Genomic DNA, 22,716 nt, shown 5'->3' on the forward strand with positions numbered 1-22,716 from the left:
CTCTATGCGAACCGTACTCGTGCCCGTCCGTCTTTTCTCGCTCGCAGCAACCTCATATGCCGGTGATTTCCGACCGAGAGCCGGAGCCACCCCCGATTTGGCTCATCCGAAGCGCTTCCAATCCAACGGCCTGAGCTTCCAGCGGCGGATCACGGCAGACGATCCGCTCGACGGCACCGATGGTCGAGGCGTCAGTATCAAGACTGACAAATCCGCGTTCGAAGGACTGAACCCGGAGGTCGTTGTTCAGATGCTGCGCAGTATCTTTGCAAGAGCATGCAATGAAAGAGGCTGAATTTTCAACGGGAAAGGTGTTCGGGCAAGCGGCTGTGGCTGCCGGATTTCATGGGACTGGGGTGACTCGTTTTATCGAGTTGACGGATCTCTGGCTCGTGATCAATCACCAAAAGTCATCCTACAGTAAATTGTTTTATGTGAATGTCGGGATATTTTATAAGGAGCTGTTGGCGGGTGGTTTTCGCGAGCCTGAAATGAAAATGGTATTCAAAAAGGGTGCCTCGGTTTGGCCGCACGTTGATTTTAGACTGGAGGGTTGTCCAGGCGTTCGAGGGGATTTCCAGGCTGAGGTGGACAAGTGCGTTGCAGAGCGTGATGCACCGAGGTTGGAGGGGATTTTGTTCGACGCTTTTTCAGGGCTTGCGGAGTTTGTTGAGAAAAATGGTGATCGAAAATCAATAAGGCGGCTCGTGAACGAGAAGAAGCTGGCTGCGATGGTGCTGAAGGATGTGTAGTTGCGAGGTGGCGCCCGAGTTCTCGCGAAGTAATTTTGATTTCTCTACATTTTCTCGTCGCTACCGCGTCAACTACAACCGGATTCATTGTATTAGCTGCGGGCCAGTTCGTTGATGCCGAGGTGGGAATCTGTGGCGGCACGAAATTTCGAGTTGGTAAGTCTGGTAGCCGTCAATGAAAATGCGGAGAAGCAGTCCATGCGGCAAGGAGGGATAAATGAGTGTTCAGTTTAAGCGTCTCGGTATGAGTGAAGCCGAGATTGATCGGGAGGAACGCGATTCGAAACGTAAATTCAAGGCGTCTCGAAGGATGGAGATGATTTCCGTCTATAACGCGCCGCTTCCATCCGGGGCCGAACTTGACCAACTCGAGCATCAAGTTGGTGCTAGTTTGCCACTTGAGTACCGGCGGTTTCTTGAGAAGGTCAACGGAGGGGAGCCGTCCGGGAACTTGCTTTGGAGTGGCGATCGGGAGAGGGTGGTTAATTACTTATTTTCATCGACAGTGCCACGCGGCTCCATTTTCTCTATTGAGAAAAATATGGAGACTTATGGAGCGCGGTTTCCGAAGGAATTGATTTGCATTGGATCTGCGGGAGGTGGGGATCTAATCTTGCTGTCGATCAAGGGAGATAAGGTTGGTGGGGTTTATTACTGGAGTCACAGTTTTGAGTCGGAGTCGAATGGGGACGAGTATTGGGGCAATATTGAGCAAGTGTCTGATTCGTTGAGTCATTTCTTTGATATGCTTCATGACTGAGTTTGATCTGCACCTCTGATCCGGGCGGAGGCTTGTGTGTGTAAAACAAAAAAAATCGACTGATAGGGCCGTCCATGCGAATCGTTGCCGTACCTTTTGTGCTCCTGATGGTGGTGTCGACGTCATACGCCGACGATTTCCGGCCGAGACCGGCAGCAGCCCCTGATCTGGCTCATCCGAAGCGCTTCAATTCCAACGGTTTGAGCTTCCAGCTCCCGGCGGACTGGCGGATCACGGCAAACGATCCGCTCGAGGACACCGAAGGTCGGGGAGTCGGTATCGAAGCTGACAAATCCGCATTCGAAGTACTGAATCTGGACGTTGTTGTTCAGGTGCTGCGAACCAAGGTCGCGCAGTCTTTCGAAGGTACTGCGCAGTATCTGTACAAGAGTCAGGTGGACGACAACGCTGCCCAGTACACGAAGCCGAACTTGGCGCCATTCATGTTGGATAACAAATATCCGGCGCTCGCTTCACGCTATACGCACACGATCTTCAAACAAGACGAGCTCTACGCGCATCGTCTCGATCTCGTGACAAGCAAGGTCTGCGGTAACGGGTGGACCTGCGTAATCCTCTCGTCCGGATTGGCTGCAAACGAAAGCGCTGCAAAGCAAGGCATGGCCAGGATCTACGAAACGATCCGCTACGAACCCTGATCGACATTGGCGACGATCCACTATTCCTCTCTCGACGCCGCGTTTCAGGCACACCCGGTCAGGATCGCGGATTGGGGGTACATCCGCTGCCGGGAAGCGGACCTGACCCGATCCGGCGTCGTGTTTTTCGACGACGTCGAGGATCCCGGAGCCTGTCGACGTGCGGCCTTTGCGGCGGAAGGCGGCGGTCTGATCGTGTTGACGATTCACGCTGCCTCGAAGGGAGATGCAGTCTTGTTTGCGTCCGACAGGCGCATCGATTCCGTACGGCATTGGCGTGACGCGGTGCCGGCCGAGTTCGCGCACTGGATTGAGGTCTTTGACTTCGTGTATTTCGGGGAGCCGATATAAGCCTCCTTGGGTCGAGGCATGCGGTCCGTCGCATGACCATCGCCGCAGGCTTCGTCAAGCACGGCATTCGACCGCGAGCAACTCAACCGGCAACAGCGGCCAGCGTGATCTCGCGGGTACGAAATTGGCATAATTACGGCTCGCAGCACGAGCGCGACAGACAGTAACCACGCGCGTTCGGCCGTTACGTAACAGGTGGCGGAGAAGGAGGCGATTCGCCACCTCGATCCAGCCCCCGACGCATTTGCCCCAGCTACAACCGCACCACCCATGTTGACCACTTCCGTGACTGAAGCATCGCTGAAACAGATCCTCGAGCGCCCGGGCGACTTCGCAGGATGGCTCTACTTGCCGCCCATGCCATGGACGCTCGATACCGAAGGCGTGTTCTTTGAAGACACCCAGGATGCGGAGGACGACGCTGTCCCTGCTGCCGCGAATCAACCCGGCTGGCGGATCACGTTGGACAGCGCGACGATCGAGGACATCGTGACCAACGCCCACGATCAGGTCGACGAACCGAGCGTGCTTCAGTTGCTCGATGCGTTCGTTTTTTACGTCGAGAACGACGCGTTCATCCTGTTCTGACCTGACGCCATGATCCGCCGCGAGTCGCCATGAAATCCTGGCATGACGTGCTGATTGCAGCCGATCCGCTCGTACGATTTCTCGAGCAGGACGCATTTTTTGGTGCCGCCTATCGCGGCGATCCAGTGGCACATCACGTTGTCCGGGACGCGGCGATCGCACGTCGCTTCGCGACCGATGATTCGTTCGACGACTTCGACGAATGGGAGTCGGTCAGTGACGCTGAGGCGGTGTTCCCCGCTGGCTTCGAATGGAGCCGCCAGATTGCATCCCGGTTGATGAAGAATCAGCACTGGGGCATCGAAGGCAAGCACTTCAACGGCGCGGATCTCAAGTGGACGAATGCGGTGTCGTGTCCGCTGATCGAGCTGATGATCCGGGATATCGGCATTCTGTTTCAGTGCTACGCCAACGATTGCTTCCCGCCGATTTGGGACAGTATCCTGCATGCCTATCTCGACGGTGGTTTCCCGTGTGGCTGGGATGGCCGGCATCCCGCGGGCAGGTTGGTCGTCTTTTCGAATGTCTAGCTGGTGCGGAAGGCGCCAGCGACCGGATGCAGCCATGCGGTGCAGTACGCGTGAGACCCCGCCGACACCCGCCATCGGTTGGAGCACGACGCGACGCGGGTCGAGAACCAGAGGGGGACCGAGTATGAATGCAGAATTCCTTGTTGATATTTTCGAGGCGGCCGGTGCGTTCTCGGAAGGTGACCTGGCTCCGATTCAGCGGCTGCTGCCCAACATTGCAAGACAGGATGTGCTTGAGGGCATGCCCATCCTGTTCCATGTCGCAAGAAGTCGAGCGATCTTCGATTTTCTGGACGGCAACCACGTGAATTTCCTGCAGAGGAACGAACGCACCGGAGATACGTTTCTGCATTGCGCGACGCTGGATCGCGATGCGGCGCTCTTCGAGCAAGCGGTGGCATGGTATGCGACACGGCGCCTGCTTGACGAGCCGAACCGCAGCGGTATCACGGCGCTATCGGCGGCGTTGAAATTCGGATTGATCGCGCGAGCGGAGAAACTGATCGATGCCGGTGCCAACATGTCGACGGTGGCGGCAAACGGTCTCACGCCGATCCGGCAGGCGCTCTATTGCCTTGACGGGGAAGACGCCGCGATAGCGGGGCTGAATGTGTTGTTGCGAAGAGGGGTTGAGGTGAGCCGCGACGAGGCGCTTCGTTTGAAGCAATTCGCGTCCGATCTCGGCAGGAACGCGGTCGGGAAGTGGCTCGATGGACACCTGAAATTCGACTGATGGCATTGTCGATCTCCGGGATCGACGATTTACTCAGGTGTTGGCAGGCGGCACACAGAAGGACGCACCGCCGGCATCGTTCACAAGCGATTCGGCAACGCGCAATGTCGACGGGAGGCACGATATGCCCAATCGGGATCTGAATCCGTTCATCGTCCGGATTCGCTGCACGGTGGACACACGCGCAAGCATCGGCGCGCGTGCTCCCGCTCATCCCGCACACGCGAGATCCGTCTCGGTCAGCGCGGACATTGCCGCGTGGTTCAACGCGCTCGACAACGTCGATCTGTCGATCCCCTGGACCGCTGACAACCTCGAGTTATACGGCAACCCGGCGAGCCTCGTGATCGGCCAGACCGGCTATCGCGTCGACGCATCGGGCCGGCGGCTGTCCGGATGGCACGACGACTGGATCGTGTTGGGTCAGATGGGCGGCGATCCTGTTATCGTCGTGCCGGAAGGAGACGTGCTGTTCGATCGCCACGGCGCGGGCGCCTGGACACCATTGCGCGTCGCGCCATCCCTCACGCATTTCGCGCACGCGTTGTGGATCTGGTGCGATCTGTACGTCGGAAAGCATGCGCGCGATATCTTCGACGACACGGATGAAATCCGGCCGGCATTCGTGGCGGAGGTCCGGTCGCGGATAAGCGACGCGCTGCCGGATGCGGAAGCGGCGGTGTTCATGGAGATGGTCGATGGGTGAGTGCGGGCGAGTCGTGTCATGAGGCTGGACGGTCACGACACGGATGGCCTGGCAGACACCCGCTGTTGACCGGAACCCGGTCCCACACGCGACGAGCATGACGTGCACGACGACGACCTGCTCTCCGGGTGGCTCGACCGGTCGTGAAGCCATACCGCGCGTACTGCCCGCCGGAAGTGACCACAAGCTATCGATACCGTGCCGACGCTTGCGCAGGATTCAAGAGCCGGGGTGTAGCGAACCACAGTAACGAAGGTCTGCCGACAATGAACGAGACCCGTGTTTGGCCCAGTGGCAATGACAGGCCTGTCTGCATGCTCGGATTCGACCATTCTGAATGCTCGGCGCTGACCGGGATTCCATTCGAGAAGGGTGTCGACGATCTGGACGAATACTATGCAGGCATGCTGCTCGACGACACGGTCGGGCCGATGCGGTTCATGTATTACATCAACGCCCCGATAAAAGGCGTGGTCGTCAGCGTCGATTCGAAGGTGAAAACGGCGCAGGCGGTAGAGGTTGTGACGACGCGGTTCGGTTTGGCCGCTTCCGATTTCTATTGGGTGACGAGTATTGAGTAACGGATCCGGTCGAGCGTGAAGCGCCGAACTTCGCTCGGACAACGTAACCCGTCCGTTTGATTCAGCGTCGAAGGACATCGAATGCGAACCACGAAGGTGATCGAAGAAACGTATACCGGCAACCGCTCGCACGTGACGGAAGCGCAATGCGACAGCGTTGCGCAAGCCAGCGCGGCAGTCGAACGGCTGAACGGGCGCGATCGCTCGACTGTCGCATTCGAGACGAGCGACGGGATGGTGATGACGATAGGCGGCGGTAGTGACGATCGGTATGTCCTGTTCATTGCCTCGCACGTCGACGCCGCGTTGCTGAATCTGACGGCACCCACTGCGCCGGCTGGCGAAACGATCGAACTGGTCGCGGGTGGCCAGCGCGGCAGCTATCGGGCGCGAGACTGCGTGGATCGCGCGACGGCCGTGCAGGCAGCGATTTATTTCGTCTCGCGCGGCGGCGCCGATCCCGCGCTATGTTGGCAACCCGGCTGATACGCCGATACAAACGCGGCGCGCATTGACGGAGACCGATCGATGATCCGGACAGCACCCATCGGTACGACCACGGTGGAAATCGAAGCGGCCGAAGCAGCGCTCGGCCGCGCGTTGCCGCACGCGTTCGCGGCATGGCTGCTGCTCAACAATGGCCGGTCGCTCGGCGGAATGCCGGTGTTCCCCGTCTTCGATGCGCGCAATCCGCGCAAGACGTGGAATTCGATCGTTCGGCACTACAACGAGGGTTGGCGCGAGTGGCGAGACAACTTCGACCACACGGATGCCGATTTCTCGAACCTGTTGCCGTTTGCCGAGTTCGGGACGGGTGACTACTATTGCTTCGATTACGACCGGGTCGGTGCGTCGTTGGAGCCGGCGATCGTCCTCTGGTCGCACGAGACGGGCGAGACGGCACACGTGGCCGACGATTTCGCCACCTTTCTGTCGATGCGGGGCCAGGCGGGCGAAGGAGCGAATCGAACGTGACCGATGATCCTGTTGCGATGCGTGAACGCCAGAAGGCGGTGTGTGCGCGATACGGTCTGCGAGCAGCCGAACCCGAGGACATGGTTGCCGTCGCGATGTCGACGCTCGGGAAGGCGCCTGTCTACGGCACGCGCGTGATGCTGTCCGAAGGTCGCAACGTAAGCTGGTTTTTTCATTGCGGCGAATACTCGGATGCGGACGATTTTTATCAGCCGTTGCACGTCGCGCATCTGTCCACGTTCCTGCCGCTGGTCCTGCCTTATCTGATGCTGCCGGCCGGCACGCGTTTCATCATCGACGACACCGGTTACGAGGACATCTGGATGGATCTGCCTGACAACGAGGCGTCAGCGTGAGTGCGCGGCAAACCTTCCGCAAGGCATTGATGCTGCTCGATCGTGGCATGACGGATCGTGGCGAAGCCGCACTGTGTCTCGCGCTGACCGAGGCCGAGCAGGAGGGCGATCGCGTGGCGCTCGTGCAGTCGCTCGTTGCACTCGGGGAACTGTTGTGTGAAACCTCACGCGGCGTATCGGCACGGCCGTTCCTGGAGCGGGCGCTTGCGGCGGCAAGCGACACGGATGCCGGCCTGCTGGCGGTCGAGCGTGGCAAGGCCGAACAATGGCTGGCGCGTATCGAATGCGAGCGCATCGGATTGCAGATTCGCGGCCCGGAAGATTTCAAGCACCGAACCTTCACGCTTGCCGAGTTCATCGCCGTCGTTCGCGCGAAGGCCGAACGGCGGGAGCGCTACGATCCCGCTTGGCTATACGACGTTTACGGAAAGGACGGCGACGCAGCGCTGCATCCGCAACAGACGATTTACATCGGCGATACGGTCCAGGTCGACGACGAGGATCGCGAGATCTACCCTGAAAGGGTCGCCGAACTGGGTTACGTATTCCAGTACTCGTGCGAGCACTTTCAGGACGTCGTCGATCTCGCCTATCGCCAGAAACCGGACGCATCGATCGAGGACGTCGTCCGTTGCCTCAACCATTTCGATCGCCACGACGATTTCCTCGATCTGGGCCCGAACGGCATGCAGTCGCGAGCATGACGGAACGGAGCGCCGCAATAAAAAAGGACCGCTCGGCGGTCCTTTTTTATCGTGAAGCGACGCGCAGAGAACGCGCCCTCAAGGCAGCGAAATCGTCAGATTCGCCGATTCCGGCCCGACCTTGATCACTTGCGAATAAGGCGCCAGCGCTTGCAGCGTCTTGTCCTTCAGATACGTGTTGAGCCCGAGATAGCCGAGCAGCGCAACCAGCGCGAACACCGCGCCGATCGCCCAAACCGGCACCTCGCGCTTCAACCGGTGCGCGATCTGGTCCGGCAGCGGCCAATGCGGTGCGAACGGCGCCCGCTTGCCCTTCATATGCGCGATCTCGTCCCCCAGCCGCGCCGTGAGGTAGGCCAGCTTCTCCGGCCCTTCGAGCAGATACTTGCCCTGGAACCCGAGCAGCAGGCACATGTGAAACACCTCGAGCGATTGCAGCCGCGCCGCGCCCTGTGCGCGGCATTCCTCGAGATACTGGAAGAACTTCTCGCCCGCGAGCTGCTCGCCGAACAGCACGAGCTGCAGCGGCCGGCGTTCCCAGTCCGTGCGGATCTTGAACTGCGACGACAGCACCATCTCGTCGATGGCCGCGCAGAACGCGAACTTCGAGCTGTACACATCTTCAGCCGCGATATTCAGCTTCTTCGCCCCGCGCTCGAAGTCCGACAGGAATTCCTGGATCCGCGTGCTGAACTCGCCCGCGCTCTCCGGCTCCCGCCCGTTCTTGAGCAGGAACAGCATGAAGAAGCCGTCGTACAGCAGGTCGAGCAGCGAACGGGCCTGGAACGACGCGTCCGTCGACGCCGGGCTATGCAGGGGGGCCGGCGCGTTGTCGCCGAACAGGGAAGGCGCGTAGCTCATGATGTGACCGCGATCAGTTCGAATTTCAGGTCATTGATGCCAGTCGGCGCGTAGATCATCGCGGACTGGGCCTGCAACATCCGCTCGTACAGCGCGCCGCGCGAATCGAGCGCGAAGTAGCAGGCGCCGGGGCGCACCGGAATCGCGGGCGGCACCTGCGGCGTGTACGAGAGCCGCACGCCGGGCATGGCCGACAGCACGAGCTTGTCGACGTCGTCGGGTGCGCCGACCTTGAAGCGGGCCGGCACCGCATCGACGAGCTCGACGCTCGGCATGTCCGCGGACACCGCGAGGTAGAACTCGGTCTTGTCGTCGATCTTGCCCGAATCGAGGCGGCCGAGGTGGAACGACGGGCGCACTTCGTCGAGCGTGATCGCGAAGTAGCGCGTCGAGATCACGGTGTCGAGCAGTTCGCGCAGCATCAGGTCGAGACGCGCAAAGCTCGGGCCCGGATCGTCGTGGCGGTACACCGGCAGGTCGGCGAGCGTATAGCCCTTCGAGAACGTCATCAGCTGGCCCGCGAGGCGCAGCAGCTCCTGGAACAGCCGCTCCGGATGCAGCGCCGCATGCTGGTGCAGGTGCGCGAGCGTCGCGAACGCGGCGTTGGCGGTGTGCAGCAGCCAGAACGACGCGATGTCGCCCGAGCGGAACTCGATGATGTTCTTCGACGGCTCGCGGTGGAAGCCGTACAGCGCGTTCACCTTCGCCTGCAGCGCGTCGACGAGCTGGCGCAGCCGCTGGTGCAGGATCGGCGACGCGTCGATCGCGAGGCACGGCGGCACGAAGCTGTCGTCGATCTCGAAACCGGACGTCGCGGTGCGGCGCACGCGCACGAGCGGTACCGACAGCAGCTGGTCACGCGGTTCGCTGTGCGCGATCAGCTTGACCTGCGTCTTCAGGAACGTGATGTCGGCTTCGGCCGCGTCGGTGAAGTTGTCGGCGACGCTCGTCTGCTCGCTGACGAAACGCGTCATGAAGCCGGCGGCCGGATCGTCGCTGTAGTTGGTGGCGTTCTCGCGCAGCGGGTGCAGCGCGAGATAGAACACGAATTCGTTGATGCCGTCAGGCAGCGTGTCCAGCGCGATCGGCGGCGGCAGGTCGTCGGCCTGCGGCGCGGCATACAGTGCGCCGTCCGGGAACACGAGCGCGAGCTCGGCCACCCGCAGCACGTTGCTGCCGAGCGCATCGCGGTCGATGCGCACCGAGCGCACGCCCCAGTTGTACGGCTGGATCGCCTGGATCGATTCGAACAGGCGCGCTTCGTGGTACGCGTCCTGTCGCTGAAAGTGTTGAGGCCGGAGGAACAGCCCTTCCCCCCACAGCACCTTGGCCGAATAACTCATGTCAAATCCGGTTAATGTCGCGTTGCGATGTAATCGATTTGTTCGTGCCCGAATTAAATCGCCAATTGTTAACTCTTGTTAATTGACATTCGTGCGTCATTGTTTAACCGCAGGAGACCGAAGAAAGCAAATTCAGCGGTTGCGAAGGCGCACCCTGTTGCGGTGCGATGACAGTGCCGTCGGTGACCGTCATCGCGCAATTATGCAGGCCGATGATTATGCCGGATTTCTCCGACTTCACCGGATCGAACGTCAGTTTCCATCGTTGTAGTGCGGGATCGCGGAACAGCGCGACGATGCCGAATGCCTGCGCTTCGCGCGAAACCTTCTCGGTCGCCGTGTAGCGCTGGCCCGGAATCAGCGTGATTTCACGCACGTTCAGCAGGTCGGCGCCCAGCGCGGCCTTTTCCTTGGTCGGGTCGGTAAATGCGTCGAACGGCGCCTGCTGGAACGAGGTCGGATCCTTCAGCGTATAGAGCCGCACGACGAGTGCGAGCGGCTTGTTGTCGGTCGCGGCATTCAGGTTCGGCGCTGCGGCGAGCGTGATGCCGAGGTTGCGCGGCGGCTTCTGCGCGTCGGGTACCTCGGGCTTGCCGATGCCGGCTGCGGACATCACGGCGCTCGCGGCCGAGCCGAGCAGCGGGGCGGCCGCGCATCCGGCCAGAAGCGCGCAGGCAAGCAGTGGCAGCGCATAGCGAATCATCAGCGATCTCATCGTATTTCCGGCGTGCCGCCTTTTATCCCTGTCAAATCTGCCGGGTATTGCCGCGTTCGCTGCGTATCCCCGACATTGCACCATTCAACTATTAAGCACGCCCGCGTCGTGGCAAGCGTCCGGAAAATTTTTCCGCCATTCGGGCGGTGCGTCGCGCAATCAGTAAAACTTGCCCATTCCGACCGATAGCAAAATCGCTGCGAGCCCGCAGCGGGAGGCCATTGGAGGGGGTAGCGCCCGGTTTTAAAAGGAATTACTCTTCACACGACGATTGAATTATGAAAAATTGATCGGTACTATACCCGCGCGCTTCTTGCAAAGCAAAAGAACCAGATTCTCAACGATTTAAAACTCACGCGCCGGTGGATATAACGATGAAAGACCGTCTCTTCGCAAAACTGTCTGGGGTAGTAGTGGCTTGCGGCGTGATCGCCGGTTGTGCGAGCCAGCCTCCCGCGCCGCCGACTGCCGAGGTGTTCAACAAGTCGCTGGCCGATGCGGACGCAGTTGCGAAGGCGGGTGACCAGGACAAGGCACTCGGCCTGTACCAGCAGCTCGCCAAGTCGGATCCGACGCGCGAGGAGCCGTGGTCGCGCATCGCGCAAATCCAGTTCGCCCAGAACCACTACGGTCAGGCAATCGTTGCCGCGCAGGAAGCCCTGCAGCGCGACGCGACCGATCGTCAGGCAAAGAGCGTGCTGGCCGTGGCCGGCCTGCGGATCGCGACGCAGTCGCTCGGCGAGCTGCGCCAGGATTCGTCGCTCGCGGGCGATGCGAAGTCCGACGCGCAGGCGCTCGCGAAGCAGCTGCGCGATACGCTGGGCGAATCGGCGCTGTTCCCGCCGGAGACGAATGCCCGCGCCACTGTCCGGACCAAGCGGGTCCGCACGGTCGTGCACAAGAAGCCCAGCCAGACGCAGACCTCTGAAGCCACTGCTACGGTGGCGCCGACGAACACGTCGTCGGGCGGCGGGGCGAAGGGCGGTGACCCGTTCGGCGCACTGCGCAACTGACCGCAAACTGACGCGATAACCACAACTAACCTGGGAGCCGTCGAGATGGCCAAGAAAGAAAGCATTCAGAAAAGCTTGCAGAAAATACGGCCGCCGCGCGTCCAACTGACCTACGAGGTCGAGAAGGGCGATGCGATCGAGGTGAAGGAACTGCCGTTCGTCGTCGGGGTCGTCGGCGATCTGGCGGGCCAGTCCGAAATCGAGCAGCCGAAGCTGCGCGACCGTAAATTCGTCAACATCGATCGCGACAATTTCGACGACGTGATGAAGGCGATCGAGCCGCGTGCCGCGTTCCAGGTGGAAAACCGCCTGAGCCCGGAAGGCGGCAAGTTCGCGGTGGACCTGAAATTCCGTTCGCTGTCGGATTTCAGCCCGGACGAAGTCGTCGAACAGGTCGAGCCGCTGCGCCGCCTGCTCGAGGCGCGTTCGAAGCTCGCCGACCTGCGCAACAAGCTCGCCGGCAACGACAAGCTCGAGGATCTGCTGTCCGATGTGCTGAAGAACACGCAGCAGCTGCAGGAGCTCGCGAAGGGCACGGGCGGCGACAAAGACGGCGAATGACGACGGAGTGTTGAGATGAACCAGCAAACGGCTGCGGCCCAAGCGAGCGGCGCGGACTACGCCGCCGGGACCTCGCTGCTCGACGACATCGTCGAGAAGAGCAAGGTCGCGAAATCCGATTCCGAGCATGCGCGTGCGAAGGACCTGATCGGCGAACTCGTGCACCAGGTGCTCGACGGCACGGTGATCGTGTCGGACAACCTGTCGGCCACGATCGACGCGCGCGTCGCGGAACTCGACCGCCTGATTTCCACGCAGCTTTCCGCCGTGATGCACGCGCCGGAATTCCAGCGCCTCGAAAGCACGTGGCGCGGGATGGACTATCTGGTCAAGGAAAGCAACACCGGCCAGACGATCAAGATCAAGGCGCTGCACGCACCGAAGCGCGACCTCGTGCGCGATTTCAAGGGCGCGAGCGAGTTCGACCAGAGCGCGCTGTTCAAGAAGGTCTACGAAGAAGAGTTCGGCACGTTCGGCGGCTCGCCGTTCGGTGCGCTGATCGGCGATTACGAGATCTCGCGCCAGCCGGAAGACATGTACTTCATCGAGCAGATGTCGCACGTCGCGGCGGCTGCGCATGCACCGTTCATCGCGTCGGCATCGCCCGAGCTGCTCGGCCTCGAGTCGTTCTCCGACCTCGGCAAGCCGCGCGACCTCGGCAAGGTGTTCGATACGGTCGAATATGCGAAGTGGAAGTCGTTCCGCGACGCCGAAGATTCGCGCTACGTCGGCCTGACGCTGCCGCGCTTCCTCGGCCGCCTGCCGTTCAATCCGAAGGACGGCCAGACCGCGGAGAACTTCAACTTCGTCGAGGACGTCGACGGCACCGACCACGACAAGTACCTGTGGTGCAACGCCGCGTGGGCGTTCGCTGCGCGCCTGACGGCCGCATTCGACGACTTCGGCTGGTGCGCGGCGATCCGCGGCGTCGAAGGCGGCGGCCTCGTCGAGGACCTGCCGACCCACACGTTCAAGACCGACGACGGTGAAGTCGCGCTGAAGTGCCCGACCGAAATCGCGATCACCGATCGCCGCGAGAAGGAGCTGAGCGACCTCGGCTTCATCCCGCTCGTCCATTGCAAGAACTCAGATTACGCCGCGTTCTTCGCTGCGCAGTCGGTGCAGAAGCCCAAGAAATACAGCACCGACAGCGCGAATGCGAACGCTGTCCTGTCCGCCCAGCTTCAGTACATCTTCTCGGTATCGCGCGTCGCGCACTACCTGAAGGCGATGATGCGGGACAAGATCGGCAGCTTCGCATCGGCGCAGAACGTGGAGACTTTCCTCAACCGGTGGATTTCGCAGTACGTCCTGCTCGACGATAACGCCTCGCAGGAACAGAAAGCGCAATTTCCGCTGCGTGAGGCATCCATACAAGTGTCGGAGATTCCGGGCAAGCCGGGCTCGTATCGTTCGGTCGCGTTCCTGCGCCCGCACTTTCAGCTCGACGAACTCTCGATTTCTCTGCGACTTGTCGCTGATCTGCCCAAACCGGCAAATTCATAAGCGAGTAAATCGCCCGGGCGGGCCGCCTGGGTAGGACGTTAAAACCACCTCTTTGGGGAGTCGAAGGGCCATGTTACATATGCACTTGCAGTTTGGTAGTCCCGCGGTGAAGGGCGAATCCGCGGACAAGGACCACCAGGGCTGGATCGAGCTGAAATCGTGGGATCACTCGATCGTTCAACCGCGTTCGGCAACCGCATCGACCGCTGGCGGTCACACGATGACGCGTTGCGAACACGGCGACATGATTTTCACGAAGGAAATCGATTCGTCGAGCCCGCTGCTGTACCAACACGCTTCGGGCGGCACCACGTTCGACGAGGTGACGGTCCATTTCTCGCGCGCTGACGGTGAAGGCAAGCGCGTGCAGTATCTGGAAGTCAAGCTCAAGTACGTGATCATCTCGAGCATCGCTCCGAGCGTTCGCGAAGAAGGTCTGCCGCTCGAGACGTTCTCGCTGAAGTACGCAGCTGTGCAGTGGAAGCAAACCCAGCAGAAGATCGGCGGCAACCAGGGCGGCAACACGCAAGGCGCCTGGAGTCTGACGAAGAACGACAAGACCTACGCGGTCTAAGGTCGGTTGCGGCAACGGGGCGCGCGGCGTCCCGTTGCCGTTTTCGCTGTGCGCACCGACCCGATGAAACGATTCGAACCCAGTTTTCTCGACAAGCTGTTCGACGACGAACCGCACCTGCCGGCCTCGGCAGCGATGCGGCAATTGTCGCTGGACGAGCTCAAGAACACGGTCGCCCGCGACGTCGAGGCGATTCTCAACACCCGTATCGCCCACACCGAAATCGAGCTGGCCGCGCTGCCGGAATGCCAGAAGTCGGTGCTGACCTACGGGTTGAACGATTTCGCGGGGCTGAGCCTCGCGAGTCACTACGATCGCGCGTTCATCTGCAAGTCGATCCAGCAAGCCATCGCGCGTCACGAGCCGCGGCTGCAGCAGGTGCAGGTGACGTTCGAGCTGAACGAGCAGGCCACCAACGCGCTCTACTTCGCGATTCAGGCGCTGCTCGTCGTGCACCCGGCCGAGGAGCCGGTGAGTTTCGACGCGATGCTGCAGCCGTCGACGCTGCAGTATTCGGTCACGCGCGCACGCGCCGCAAGAATGCAGTAAATCATGCCGCCGAGCGGGCCGGACCGCCCGGTGGTGGATCAGGGTCCGGCAGGAAATATTGAGGTTCGGGGTCGTCGATGGAAGAATTGCTGCCGTATTACGAGCGCGAATTATCGTTTTTGCGGCGCTATTCGCGAGATTTCGCGGAACGCTATCCGAAGATCGCGGCGCGGCTCGCGCTGTCGGGCGAGCATTGCGAGGATCCGCACGTCGAGCGGATGATCGAGTCGTTCGCGCTGCTCGGCGCGCGGATCAACAAGAAGCTCGACGACGATTACCCCGAATTCACCGAAGCGCTGCTGGAAGTGCTGTATCCGCACTACCTGCGGCCGTTCCCGTCGTGCTCGATCGCGCAGTTCACGCCGGCGTCGCCCGGCCAGCAGACCGAACCGGTCGTGATCGATCGCGGCACCGAGCTGAAGAGCCGCCCGATCCGCGGCGTGCAGTGCCGGTTCCGCACGGCCTACGACGTGACGCTCGCGCCGATTCGCATCTCGGAAGCCCGCTTCACGCCGGTCGCACTCGCACCGAGCGCGACGGTGCTGCCGTCGAACGCGACGGGCGTGATCTCGATCACGTTCGAATCGCTCGCCGCGCAGCTCGATCTCGGCGCGCTGAAGCTGCCGACGCTGCGCGCGCACCTGCACGGCGAACAGTCGTTCGTCGCCGCGCTGACCGACTGCCTGTTCGTCAACGTGCTCGGCGCGTATGTCGAGCCCGAACGCAACGGCCGCTGGACCGCGCTGCGCAAGCTGCCGATCGCGCATGCCGGCTTCGACGAAGAAGACGCGCTGATCGACTACCCGGCGAAATCGCATCCCGCGTATCGCCTGCTCACCGAATACTTCGCGTTCCCCGACAAGTTCGATTTCGTCGACTTCGACCTCGCGGCGATCGCGCGCGCGACCGGCCGCTGCCAGCGCGCGACGCTGCATCTCGTGCTGCAGGACGTGCGCAGCGATTCGCATGTCGCGCGGCTGCTCGAACTGCTGACGGCGAGCCACTTCCGGCTGTTCTGCACGCCGATCGTCAACCTGTTCCGCCAGCACGGCGAGCCGATCCGCATCACGCACCGCGCGGTGTCCTACCCGGTGATCGCCGAGGCGCGGCGCGCGTTCGCGTACGAGGTGTATTCGATCGATTCGGTGAAGCTCGTCCGGCAGCAGGCGCACGAGGAATCGGTGATCGAGTTCCGGCCGTTCTATTCGCTGCATCACGGCGAATCGGCGCGGATCGGCCACTACTGGTTCGCGCGCCGCAACGACTGGGTCGCGCAGAAGAGCCCCGGCTATGAAACCGAGATCTCGATCGTCGACATCGATTTCGAGCCGACGTCGCCGCAGACCGACACGCTGAGCCTCGACCTCACCTGTACGAACCGGGACCTGCCGGCGATGCTCGCGTTCGGGCTCGAAGGCGGCGACCTGTTCCAGGAAGGCGGCGCGCAGACGAGCGGCATCGCGCTGCTGCGCCGTCCGACGCAAAGCGTGCGCTTCGAGCGCGGCCGTGCCGCGCACTGGCGGCTCGTGTCGCACCTCGCGCTCAATCACGTGTCGCTGGTCGCGCACGGCCTCGCGCCGCTGAAGGAAATGCTGACGCTGTACGACCTGCGGCGCACCGCCGTGTCGATGCGCCAGATCGATGGCCTCGCCGGCGTCGAGCAGCGCGGCGCCGTGCAATGGCTGCCCGGCAAGCCGTTCGCGACCTTCGTGCGCGGCATCGAGATCCGCCTGACGATCGACGAGGAGCATTTCGTCGGCGCGAGCCTGGCCTCGTTCGTGCGCGTACTCGACAGCTTCTTCGGGCTGTACGTCCACCTCAACAGTTTCGTTCAACTAGTCGTCGTGTCGAAGCGCACCGGCGAGGAGATCATCCGATGCAAGCCCCGGACCGGCGAATCGATCCTGGCGTAGTCGACGCGCTGCTCGACGAACCGCACCGCTTCGAGTTCTTCCAGGCGGTGCGCGTGCTCGAAGGGCTGTTCGCGCGGCAGGCGTCGGATGCGCCCGGCGCGTGGCGGCAGGGCGACGTGGTCGCGCAGCGCATCGAATTCCGCAACACGCTGTCGCTCGGCTTTCCGCCGAGCGAAATCGAAGGCGCGCGCTCGTTCGACGACGACGGCACCCAGCTCAAGACGGGCGAGGCGCGCGGCGCCGCGCTCGCGGCCGGCGAGCTCGGCCACGTCGAGCTGACGCCCGCGTTCTTCGGGCTGCTGGGCGGGCAGGGCGCGCTGCCGCTGCACTACACCGAGCAGATCGTCGCGCGCGAGCACCTGAAGCGCGACCATGCGGCGCGCGCATTCTTCGACGTGTTCTCGAACCGCGCGACCGCGCTGTTCTATGCCGCGTGGAAGAAATACCGGCTGCCGTTCCACTACGAGCTCGACCGCGACGAGCGCTACCTGCCGCTGCTGCTCGCGATCGCGGGCGTGCCGAGCGACGAGGTGCGCGACAGCCTCGCGGCCGGCGCGGGTGGCGTGCTCGACGAGGCGGTCGCCGGCTATGCGCTGGCCGCGCGGCACCGGCCGATGTCGGCCGCGTACCTGCAGCGCACGCTGTCCGACTATTTCCGCGTGCCGGTGAAGATCGACCAGTTCGTCGGCAAGTGGTACGACGTGCCGCCCGACCAGCTGAGCGTGCTCGGCGAGGTCAACGCGGTGCTCGGCGCGACGGCGCTCGTCGGCGAGCGCGTGTGGCAGCGCGACATGCGCGCGAGGATCGTCGTCGGCCCGCTGTCCAAGCGCGACTACGAGGCGTTCCTGCCCGGCGGCGCGCAGGCCATCGCACTGGAGCGGATGCTGACGCTGCTCGCCGGCGTCACGCTGGAATACGAGGTGAAGCTCGTGCTCAAGCGCACCGAGGTGGGCGCGAGCGTGCTCGGCGCGGGCTCGCGGCTCGGCTGGGACGCATTCCTGTGCACGCGCGACGCGGTCGAGGACCGCTCCGACGCGCGTTACGAGCTGCACGTGATTCACTGATTCCGAACGACAACAAACACGCATTCGAACCTGAGATCGACGCCATGAGCACGCCTCTGAAGACCCTGATCACGAAACTGAACCCGCTGTGCCGCCACGCGACCGAGCGTGCGGCAAGCGCGTGCCTGGCGCGCGGCCACTACGAGGTCGATCTGGAGCACCTGTTCCTCGCGTTGCTCGACGAAGCGACGGGCGACCTGCCGCTCGCACTGCGCGCGAGCCGCGTCGATCCGCACGCGCTGCACGCCGATCTCGAGCGCGAACTGACGCGCCTGAAGACGGGCAACACGCGCACGCCGGTGTTTTCCGTACATCTGATCGCGCTGTTCGAACAGGCATGGCTGATCGCCTCGCTCGACTCGCAGCTTGGCCGTATCCGTTCGGGGCACCTGCTGCTCGCGCTGCTGACCGCGCCCGATCTCGCGCAGTTCGCGCAACGGATGTCGTCGCAGTTTGCGGAAATGAACGTGACGGACCTGAAGCACAAGTTCGACGAGATCATGGCCGGCTCGAGCGAAGCCGAGCCGCGTCAGTTGGACGACGAAGGTAGCGACGTCGCGCCGGCCGCCGACGGCATGGCACCCGCGGCGGGCCCGTCGAAGACGCCCGCGCTCGACACGTACACGACCAACCTCACGCAGCGCGCACGCGACGGCAAGATCGACCCGGTGATCGGCCGCGAAGCCGAGATCCGCCAGGCGATCGACATCCTGATGCGCCGCCGCCAGAACAACCCGATCATGACCGGCGAGGCCGGCGTCGGCAAAACGGCGGTCGTCGAAGGCCTCGCGCTGCGTATCGCCGCCGACGACGTGCCGCCGCCGTTGCGCGGCGTCGCGCTGCACGTGCTCGACATGGGGCTGCTGCAGGCCGGTGCGAGCGTGAAGGGCGAATTCGAGAACCGCCTGAAGAGCGTGATCGACGAGGTGAAGAAGAGCGCGCATCCGATCATCCTGTTCATCGACGAGGCGCACACGATCATCGGCGCGGGCGGCCAGGCCGGCCAGAACGACGCGGCGAACCTGCTGAAGCCGGCGCTCGCGCGCGGCGAGCTGCGCACGATCGCCGCGACGACGTGGAGCGAATACAAGAAGTACTTCGAGAAGGATGCGGCGCTGGCGCGGCGCTTCCAGGTCGTGAAGGTCGAGGAGCCGAGCGAGCCGCTCGCGGCCGCGATGCTGCGCGGGATGTCCGGCCTGATGGAGAAGCACTTCAACGTGCGGATCCTCGACGACGCGATTACCGAGGCCGTGCGCCTGTCGCACCGCTACATCAGCGGCCGCCAGCTGCCGGACAAGGCGATCAGCGTGCTCGACACCGCGTGCGCGAAGGTCGCGCTCGCGCACAGCGCGACGCCGGCGGCGATCGACGACACGAAGAAGCGCATCGAGCGGATCGACGCGGAAATCGCGTCGCTGGAGCGCGAGGCGGCCGGCGGCGCGTCGCACGACGAGCGGCTCGGCGAGCTGCGCGGCACGCGCGACGCGGCGCTCGAACAACTGGCGAAGGACGAAGCGCGCTATGAAGCCGAGCGCGCGATCGTCGCCGAGATCACCGTCCTGCGCGAGACGCTCGACAAGGCGCGCGGCTCGTCGGAGGACGGCAAGCCGTTCGACGTGCAGTTGGCGCGCGACAAGCTCAGCGAATGCGTCGCGACGTTGCATGCGCTGCAGGACGGCGAGCCGATGGTGCCGCTGCAGGTCGACGGCCACGTGGTCGCCGAGATCGTCGCCGCGTGGACGGGCATTCCGCTCGGCCGGATGGTGAAGGACGAGATCGATACGGTGCTGAACCTGCAGCCGCTGCTCGCCGCGCGCGTGATCGGCCAGGACCATGCGCTCGACGCGATCGCGCAGCGCGTGCGCACCGCGACCGCGAGCCTCGAGGATCCGAACAAGCCGCGCGGCGTGTTCATGTTCGTCGGGCCGTCGGGCGTCGGCAAGACCGAGACGGCGCTCGCGCTGGCCGACATCCTGTACGGCGGCGAGCGCAAGATGGTCACGATCAACATGAGCGAGTACCAGGAAGCGCACAGCGTGTCGGGCCTGAAGGGCTCGCCGCCGGGCTACGTCGGTTATGGCGAAGGTGGCGTGCTGACCGAGGCCGTGCGCCGCAACCCGTATTCCGTCGTGCTGCTCGACGAAGTCGAGAAGGCGCACCCCGACGTGCTCGAGATGTTCTTCCAGGTGTTCGACAAGGGCGCGATGGACGATGCGGAAGGGCGCGAAATCGACTTCCGCAACACGCTGATCATCCTGACGTCGAACGTCGGTTCCGCTGCGGTGATGCAGGCATGCCTGAACAAGCCGGCCGAGGAGCTGCCCGATCCGGACGCGCTCGCCGAGACGCTGCGCCCGCAGCTGTACAAGACGTTCAAGCCCGCGTTCCTCGGGCGGATGAAGGTCGTGCCGTACTACCCGATTTCCGACGACGTGCTGGCCGAGATCATCGAGCTGAAGCTCGAGCGGATCCGCCGCCGGATCGAAGCGAACCACAAGGCCGCGTTCGAGTGGGACGAATCGCTCGTCGATGCGGTGCTCGCGCGCTGCACCGAGGTCGATTCGGGCGCCCGCAACGTCGACCATATCCTGAACGGCACGCTGCTCCCGGAGATCGCGGGCCACGTGCTCGGGCGGATCGCCGACGGCGAGGCCATCGCGCGCATCGCGGTGCGCGCGGACGAGGCCGGCGAATTCACGTACACCGTCGAATGAGCGCGGCCGCGCAACACAAGCATTGATGAACTGACCGAACCATGCCGATCAATCTCCCCGAGCTGCTGACGCCGATCAGCGATGCGTCGCCCAGCGGCGACGACCTGCTGTTTTCGAACGAATTCGACGCGATCCAGGACGCGCGGCGCTACGACGATCCGACGCTCGACCAGGGCGAGTGGGTGACCGAGATCAAGGAGGCCGACTGGGGCTTCGTGGTCGACCATGCGGGCGAACTGCTGCGCACGCGCACGAAGGACCTGCGGCTCGCCGTGTGGCTGACCGAGGCGCTCGCGCTCGAGGACGGCATCACCGGCCTCAACGAAGGCTATGCGCTGCTCGAGGGCCTGTGCCGCGACTTCTGGGACACCGTTCACCCGCTGCCCGAAGACGACGACATCGAGCACCGGCTCGGCAACGTCGCGTGGCTGTCCGGCCGCACGGCCGAGCTGCTGCGGGCGGTGCCGATGACCGACGGCGCGTCGAACGCGTTCAGCACGCTCGACTGGGAAGTGGCGCAGCACGTCGCGCAGGCGATCAAGCGCGACCCGGAACACGCGGACGACATCGCGCGCGGCAAGCCGTCGATCGAGCAGATCGATTCGTCGCGGCGCGTGACGTCGATCGCGTTCTACACGGCGTTGCTCGCGAACCTGAAGGCGTTCGAATTCGCGCTCGATGCGTTCGAGGAACGGCTCGTCGAGCGCGCGGGCGATTCGGCGCCGAGCTTCCGGCAGGCGCGCGACGCGTTCGAGACCGTGTACCGGCTCGCCGAGCGCTTTGCGCGCGAGCAGGGCTATACGGGCAGCGCACCGCACTCGCAGTCGGCATCGCAGGCGCAGCCCGAACGCATCGAGCCGGTATTCGGCAATCCGATCCAGACCGAGGAGACTCACGTGCAGCCGCAGCCCGTTCCGCGCGCCCCGGTGCCGCAGATGATTGCCGGCATCCAGAACCGTGCGCAGGCCGTCGACCAGTTGCGCGCGGTCGCCCGCTATTTCCGCCAGACCGAGCCGCACAGCCCGGTCGCGTATCTCGCCGACAAGGCCGCCGAATGGGCCGACATGCCGCTGCACAAGTGGCTCGAGAGCGTCGTCAAGGACGACGGCTCGCTGTCGCATATTCGCGAGCTGCTGGGCGTGCGGCCCGACGAGCAGTCGTAAACGCACAACGGGCGGCGCATCGCTGCCGCCGCCCGTTGTTGCCTGCCGCGCCGCTCCGGGAGGAGCGGCAGCGGAGGTCCGTTACTGTCCAACCCGGAACTCGATGCGCCGGTTCCGTGCCCGTCCATCCGCCGTATCGTTCGGCGCGATCGGCTGATCAGGCCCGACGCCCGTCGTGGTCATCTGCTGCGGCTGAATGCTCTTCGTGATCAGGTAGCCCTTCACCGCATCCGCGCGCGCCTGGCTCAGCGCGATGTTCGACGTACGGTTCCCCGAGTTGTCGGTGTGGCCGATGATGTCGACCGTGCGGTTCTGCATCTTCGCGAGCGCGGCCGCCATCTGGTCGAGGATCTGCTTGCCCTGCGGCGTGAGCGTCGCGCTGCCGGTCTCGAATTCGATCGTCCGGTTGGCGAGCGTCTGGTCGAGCACGCCCTGTTCGGACGCCGACACGCGCAGCCCGTTCTTGATCGTGTACGTCGGGTTCAGCGTATTCGCCATGTCGCTCGCGAGCTGCTGGCGTTGCGCCTCGTTGTGCACCTCGCCCTTCATCTCGATCTGCGTGCCGTTGATCTTCAACTGCCCCTTGCTGATCTGCTTGAGCTGCGCGCCGAGCAGCTTCTGCACGTTCGCGCTCCAGTTCGGCGGCGTTGCAACGTCGCCGACCTCGATCTGGTCGACGACGTTCGTCGCGCCGTAGGTATCGCGCAGCTTCTGCAACACGGCGGCCTTGGTCGCCTCGTCGGGCACCTTGCCGCCGACGACCACCTGGCCGGGCGTCGCGGTCGCGGGCGGCGGCGTGAGGGTGCTCGCGGTGCCGGCCGTGCCGTGCACGATGGCGCCGGAGGCCGTCCCCGGTGCGGCGCCGGTGTTCGCGGACAGCGCGGTCGTCGCGACCGTGCCGTTGCCGACCGGCGTGACGGTCGCGCCGGTGTTCTGCGCGAACGCCGCGCCACTGGCGAAGAGACCGGCAGCGAGGAGGGCGGCGACGGCGGGCGAGAGCGCGGCCGAAAAGCGCGTGCGCCGGACGTGAATCGTGCGATGCATC

At 63.5% G+C, this 22,716-nt stretch carries 27 protein-coding genes; 23 read left to right on the forward strand and 4 right to left on the reverse strand.

Annotated elements, in window-relative coordinates; all coding sequences use genetic code 11:
- Window positions 1-4 precede the first annotated feature (4 nt).
- From G3N61_RS11010 to G3N61_RS39530, 14 genes are all read left to right on the forward strand, one after another.
- Window positions 5-295, forward strand: coding sequence for a hypothetical protein (locus G3N61_RS11010; protein ID WP_143330956.1), 291 nt, complete (start codon window positions 5-7; stop codon window positions 293-295).
- The gene (locus G3N61_RS11015; protein WP_089449793.1) at window positions 282-752 is read left to right on the forward strand and encodes a DUF4304 domain-containing protein; all 471 of its coding nucleotides are present in this window, start codon (window positions 282-284) and stop codon (window positions 750-752) included. The genes G3N61_RS11010 and G3N61_RS11015 overlap by 14 nt, the downstream gene beginning before the upstream one ends.
- 217 nt (window positions 753-969) lie before the next feature.
- On the forward strand, window positions 970-1,512 hold the full coding sequence (locus tag G3N61_RS11020) for an SMI1/KNR4 family protein (protein WP_089449794.1): 543 nt from the start codon (window positions 970-972) through the stop codon (window positions 1,510-1,512).
- A gap of 74 nt (window positions 1,513-1,586) precedes the next feature.
- On the forward strand, window positions 1,587-2,171 hold the full coding sequence (locus tag G3N61_RS11025) for a hypothetical protein (protein ID WP_205822387.1): 585 nt from the start codon (window positions 1,587-1,589) through the stop codon (window positions 2,169-2,171).
- 6 nt (window positions 2,172-2,177) lie between these two features.
- On the forward strand, window positions 2,178-2,522 hold the full coding sequence (locus G3N61_RS11030; protein WP_205822388.1) for a hypothetical protein: 345 nt from the start codon (window positions 2,178-2,180) through the stop codon (window positions 2,520-2,522).
- A 270-nt stretch (window positions 2,523-2,792) separates the two neighbouring features.
- On the forward strand, window positions 2,793-3,110 hold the full coding sequence (locus G3N61_RS11035) for a hypothetical protein (protein ID WP_205822403.1): 318 nt from the start codon (window positions 2,793-2,795) through the stop codon (window positions 3,108-3,110).
- A gap of 29 nt (window positions 3,111-3,139) precedes the next feature.
- On the forward strand, window positions 3,140-3,640 hold the full coding sequence (locus G3N61_RS11040) for a hypothetical protein (protein ID WP_205822389.1): 501 nt from the start codon (window positions 3,140-3,142) through the stop codon (window positions 3,638-3,640).
- A gap of 124 nt (window positions 3,641-3,764) precedes the next feature.
- On the forward strand, window positions 3,765-4,373 hold the full coding sequence (locus tag G3N61_RS11045) for an ankyrin repeat domain-containing protein (RefSeq protein WP_205822390.1): 609 nt from the start codon (window positions 3,765-3,767) through the stop codon (window positions 4,371-4,373).
- A gap of 37 nt (window positions 4,374-4,410) precedes the next feature.
- A complete protein-coding gene (locus G3N61_RS11050) occupies window positions 4,411-5,079 on the forward strand; it encodes a hypothetical protein (RefSeq protein WP_205822391.1) in 669 nt (222 codons plus the stop codon).
- A gap of 266 nt (window positions 5,080-5,345) precedes the next feature.
- Window positions 5,346-5,660, forward strand: coding sequence for a hypothetical protein (locus G3N61_RS11055; RefSeq protein ID WP_205822392.1), 315 nt, complete (start codon window positions 5,346-5,348; stop codon window positions 5,658-5,660).
- 81 nt (window positions 5,661-5,741) lie between these two features.
- Window positions 5,742-6,146: an Imm1 family immunity protein gene (locus tag G3N61_RS11060; RefSeq protein ID WP_205822393.1), complete on the forward strand. Its 405-nt coding sequence runs from the start codon at window positions 5,742-5,744 to the stop codon at window positions 6,144-6,146.
- A 75-nt stretch (window positions 6,147-6,221) separates the two neighbouring features.
- Entirely contained in the window at window positions 6,222-6,635 is a 414-nt protein-coding gene (locus tag G3N61_RS11065; protein ID WP_205822394.1) for an SMI1/KNR4 family protein, read from the forward strand.
- The gene (locus G3N61_RS11070) at window positions 6,632-6,991 is read left to right on the forward strand and encodes a hypothetical protein (RefSeq protein ID WP_205822395.1); all 360 of its coding nucleotides are present in this window, start codon (window positions 6,632-6,634) and stop codon (window positions 6,989-6,991) included. Before G3N61_RS11065 ends, G3N61_RS11070 begins: the two co-directional genes overlap by 4 nt.
- Window positions 6,988-7,695 (forward strand): hypothetical protein, encoded by a 708-nt coding sequence (locus G3N61_RS39530; RefSeq protein WP_241017689.1) that lies wholly within the window; start codon window positions 6,988-6,990, stop codon window positions 7,693-7,695. Before G3N61_RS11070 ends, G3N61_RS39530 begins: the two co-directional genes overlap by 4 nt.
- A 78-nt stretch (window positions 7,696-7,773) precedes the next feature.
- Here the strand turns inward: G3N61_RS39530 and icmH are convergent, their stop codons facing one another.
- The 3 genes from icmH to tssJ form a co-directional block, all read right to left on the reverse strand.
- Entirely contained in the window at window positions 7,774-8,556 is a 783-nt protein-coding gene (icmH, locus tag G3N61_RS11080; RefSeq protein ID WP_043191659.1) for a type IVB secretion system protein IcmH/DotU, read from the reverse strand.
- Entirely contained in the window at window positions 8,553-9,899 is a 1,347-nt protein-coding gene (gene tssK / locus G3N61_RS11085; RefSeq protein WP_089449804.1) for a type VI secretion system baseplate subunit TssK, read from the reverse strand. Before tssK ends, icmH begins: the two co-directional genes overlap by 4 nt.
- A gap of 103 nt (window positions 9,900-10,002) precedes the next feature.
- On the reverse strand, window positions 10,003-10,614 hold the full coding sequence (tssJ, locus tag G3N61_RS11090) for a type VI secretion system lipoprotein TssJ (RefSeq protein WP_043191653.1): 612 nt from the start codon (window positions 10,612-10,614) through the stop codon (window positions 10,003-10,005).
- 374 nt (window positions 10,615-10,988) lie between these two features.
- On the opposite strand from tssJ, the gene G3N61_RS11095 reads away from it, so the two are divergent.
- The 9 genes from G3N61_RS11095 to tssA all read left to right on the forward strand — a co-directional run bounded on the left by G3N61_RS11095 (window position 10,989) and on the right by tssA (window position 21,671).
- Entirely contained in the window at window positions 10,989-11,627 is a 639-nt protein-coding gene (locus tag G3N61_RS11095; protein WP_043191651.1) for a tetratricopeptide repeat protein, read from the forward strand.
- Window positions 11,628-11,672: 45 nt separating this feature from the next.
- Window positions 11,673-12,188 carry a type VI secretion system contractile sheath small subunit gene (gene tssB / locus G3N61_RS11100; protein WP_043191648.1) on the forward strand — a complete coding sequence of 172 codons (516 nt, stop codon included), beginning with the start codon at window positions 11,673-11,675 and terminating at the stop codon, window positions 12,186-12,188.
- Window positions 12,189-12,203: 15 nt separating this feature from the next.
- Window positions 12,204-13,694 carry a type VI secretion system contractile sheath large subunit gene (gene tssC, locus G3N61_RS11105; protein WP_011350759.1) on the forward strand — a complete coding sequence of 497 codons (1,491 nt, stop codon included), beginning with the start codon at window positions 12,204-12,206 and terminating at the stop codon, window positions 13,692-13,694.
- Window positions 13,695-13,764: 70 nt separating this feature from the next.
- The gene (locus G3N61_RS11110; RefSeq protein WP_006477093.1) at window positions 13,765-14,268 is read left to right on the forward strand and encodes a type VI secretion system tube protein Hcp; all 504 of its coding nucleotides are present in this window, start codon (window positions 13,765-13,767) and stop codon (window positions 14,266-14,268) included.
- A 63-nt stretch (window positions 14,269-14,331) separates the two neighbouring features.
- Window positions 14,332-14,817: a type VI secretion system baseplate subunit TssE gene (tssE, locus tag G3N61_RS11115; RefSeq protein ID WP_043191646.1), complete on the forward strand. Its 486-nt coding sequence runs from the start codon at window positions 14,332-14,334 to the stop codon at window positions 14,815-14,817.
- A 77-nt stretch (window positions 14,818-14,894) separates the two neighbouring features.
- Window positions 14,895-16,730 carry a type VI secretion system baseplate subunit TssF gene (gene tssF, locus G3N61_RS11120; protein WP_043191644.1) on the forward strand — a complete coding sequence of 612 codons (1,836 nt, stop codon included), beginning with the start codon at window positions 14,895-14,897 and terminating at the stop codon, window positions 16,728-16,730.
- A complete protein-coding gene (gene tssG, locus G3N61_RS11125) occupies window positions 16,694-17,794 on the forward strand; it encodes a type VI secretion system baseplate subunit TssG (protein ID WP_089449805.1) in 1,101 nt (366 codons plus the stop codon). Before tssF ends, tssG begins: the two co-directional genes overlap by 37 nt.
- Window positions 17,795-17,838: 44 nt before the next feature.
- Window positions 17,839-20,508 carry a type VI secretion system ATPase TssH gene (gene tssH / locus G3N61_RS11130; protein ID WP_205822396.1) on the forward strand — a complete coding sequence of 890 codons (2,670 nt, stop codon included), beginning with the start codon at window positions 17,839-17,841 and terminating at the stop codon, window positions 20,506-20,508.
- Window positions 20,509-20,549: 41 nt separating this feature from the next.
- On the forward strand, window positions 20,550-21,671 hold the full coding sequence (tssA, locus tag G3N61_RS11135) for a type VI secretion system protein TssA (protein WP_089449807.1): 1,122 nt from the start codon (window positions 20,550-20,552) through the stop codon (window positions 21,669-21,671).
- An 81-nt stretch (window positions 21,672-21,752) separates the two neighbouring features.
- Here the strand turns inward: tssA and G3N61_RS11140 are convergent, their stop codons facing one another.
- Window positions 21,753-22,715 (reverse strand): OmpA family protein, encoded by a 963-nt coding sequence (locus G3N61_RS11140; RefSeq protein ID WP_205822397.1) that lies wholly within the window; start codon window positions 22,713-22,715, stop codon window positions 21,753-21,755.
- Window position 22,716: the final 1 nt, after the last annotated feature.

Source organism: Burkholderia sp. Ac-20349 (genome assembly GCF_017104865.1).
GTDB classification, from domain to species: domain Bacteria; phylum Pseudomonadota; class Gammaproteobacteria; order Burkholderiales; family Burkholderiaceae; genus Burkholderia; species Burkholderia aenigmatica.

Coding starts and splice junctions, on each gene's coding strand:
- tssJ (WP_043191653.1), bottom strand. CDS start 10,614: ATGAGATCGCTGATGATTCGCTATGCGCTGCCACTGCTTGCCTGCGCG.
- G3N61_RS11045 (WP_205822390.1), top strand. CDS start 3,765: ATGAATGCAGAATTCCTTGTTGATATTTTCGAGGCGGCCGGTGCGTTC.
- tssH (WP_205822396.1), top strand. CDS start 17,839: ATGAGCACGCCTCTGAAGACCCTGATCACGAAACTGAACCCGCTGTGC.
- G3N61_RS11035 (WP_205822403.1), top strand. CDS start 2,793: ATGTTGACCACTTCCGTGACTGAAGCATCGCTGAAACAGATCCTCGAG.
- G3N61_RS11025 (WP_205822387.1), top strand. CDS start 1,587: ATGCGAATCGTTGCCGTACCTTTTGTGCTCCTGATGGTGGTGTCGACG.
- G3N61_RS11095 (WP_043191651.1), top strand. CDS start 10,989: ATGAAAGACCGTCTCTTCGCAAAACTGTCTGGGGTAGTAGTGGCTTGC.
- tssE (WP_043191646.1), top strand. CDS start 14,332: ATGAAACGATTCGAACCCAGTTTTCTCGACAAGCTGTTCGACGACGAA.
- G3N61_RS11040 (WP_205822389.1), top strand. CDS start 3,140: ATGAAATCCTGGCATGACGTGCTGATTGCAGCCGATCCGCTCGTACGA.
- G3N61_RS11015 (WP_089449793.1), top strand. CDS start 282: ATGAAAGAGGCTGAATTTTCAACGGGAAAGGTGTTCGGGCAAGCGGCT.
- tssG (WP_089449805.1), top strand. CDS start 16,694: ATGCAAGCCCCGGACCGGCGAATCGATCCTGGCGTAGTCGACGCGCTG.
- G3N61_RS11140 (WP_205822397.1), bottom strand. CDS start 22,715: ATGCATCGCACGATTCACGTCCGGCGCACGCGCTTTTCGGCCGCGCTC.
- tssF (WP_043191644.1), top strand. CDS start 14,895: ATGGAAGAATTGCTGCCGTATTACGAGCGCGAATTATCGTTTTTGCGG.
- icmH (WP_043191659.1), bottom strand. CDS start 8,556: ATGAGCTACGCGCCTTCCCTGTTCGGCGACAACGCGCCGGCCCCCCTG.
- G3N61_RS11055 (WP_205822392.1), top strand. CDS start 5,346: ATGAACGAGACCCGTGTTTGGCCCAGTGGCAATGACAGGCCTGTCTGC.
- G3N61_RS11110 (WP_006477093.1), top strand. CDS start 13,765: ATGTTACATATGCACTTGCAGTTTGGTAGTCCCGCGGTGAAGGGCGAA.
- G3N61_RS11010 (WP_143330956.1), top strand. CDS start 5: ATGCGAACCGTACTCGTGCCCGTCCGTCTTTTCTCGCTCGCAGCAACC.
- tssC (WP_011350759.1), top strand. CDS start 12,204: ATGAACCAGCAAACGGCTGCGGCCCAAGCGAGCGGCGCGGACTACGCC.
- G3N61_RS11020 (WP_089449794.1), top strand. CDS start 970: ATGAGTGTTCAGTTTAAGCGTCTCGGTATGAGTGAAGCCGAGATTGAT.
- G3N61_RS11060 (WP_205822393.1), top strand. CDS start 5,742: ATGCGAACCACGAAGGTGATCGAAGAAACGTATACCGGCAACCGCTCG.
- tssB (WP_043191648.1), top strand. CDS start 11,673: ATGGCCAAGAAAGAAAGCATTCAGAAAAGCTTGCAGAAAATACGGCCG.
- tssA (WP_089449807.1), top strand. CDS start 20,550: ATGCCGATCAATCTCCCCGAGCTGCTGACGCCGATCAGCGATGCGTCG.
- tssK (WP_089449804.1), bottom strand. CDS start 9,899: ATGAGTTATTCGGCCAAGGTGCTGTGGGGGGAAGGGCTGTTCCTCCGG.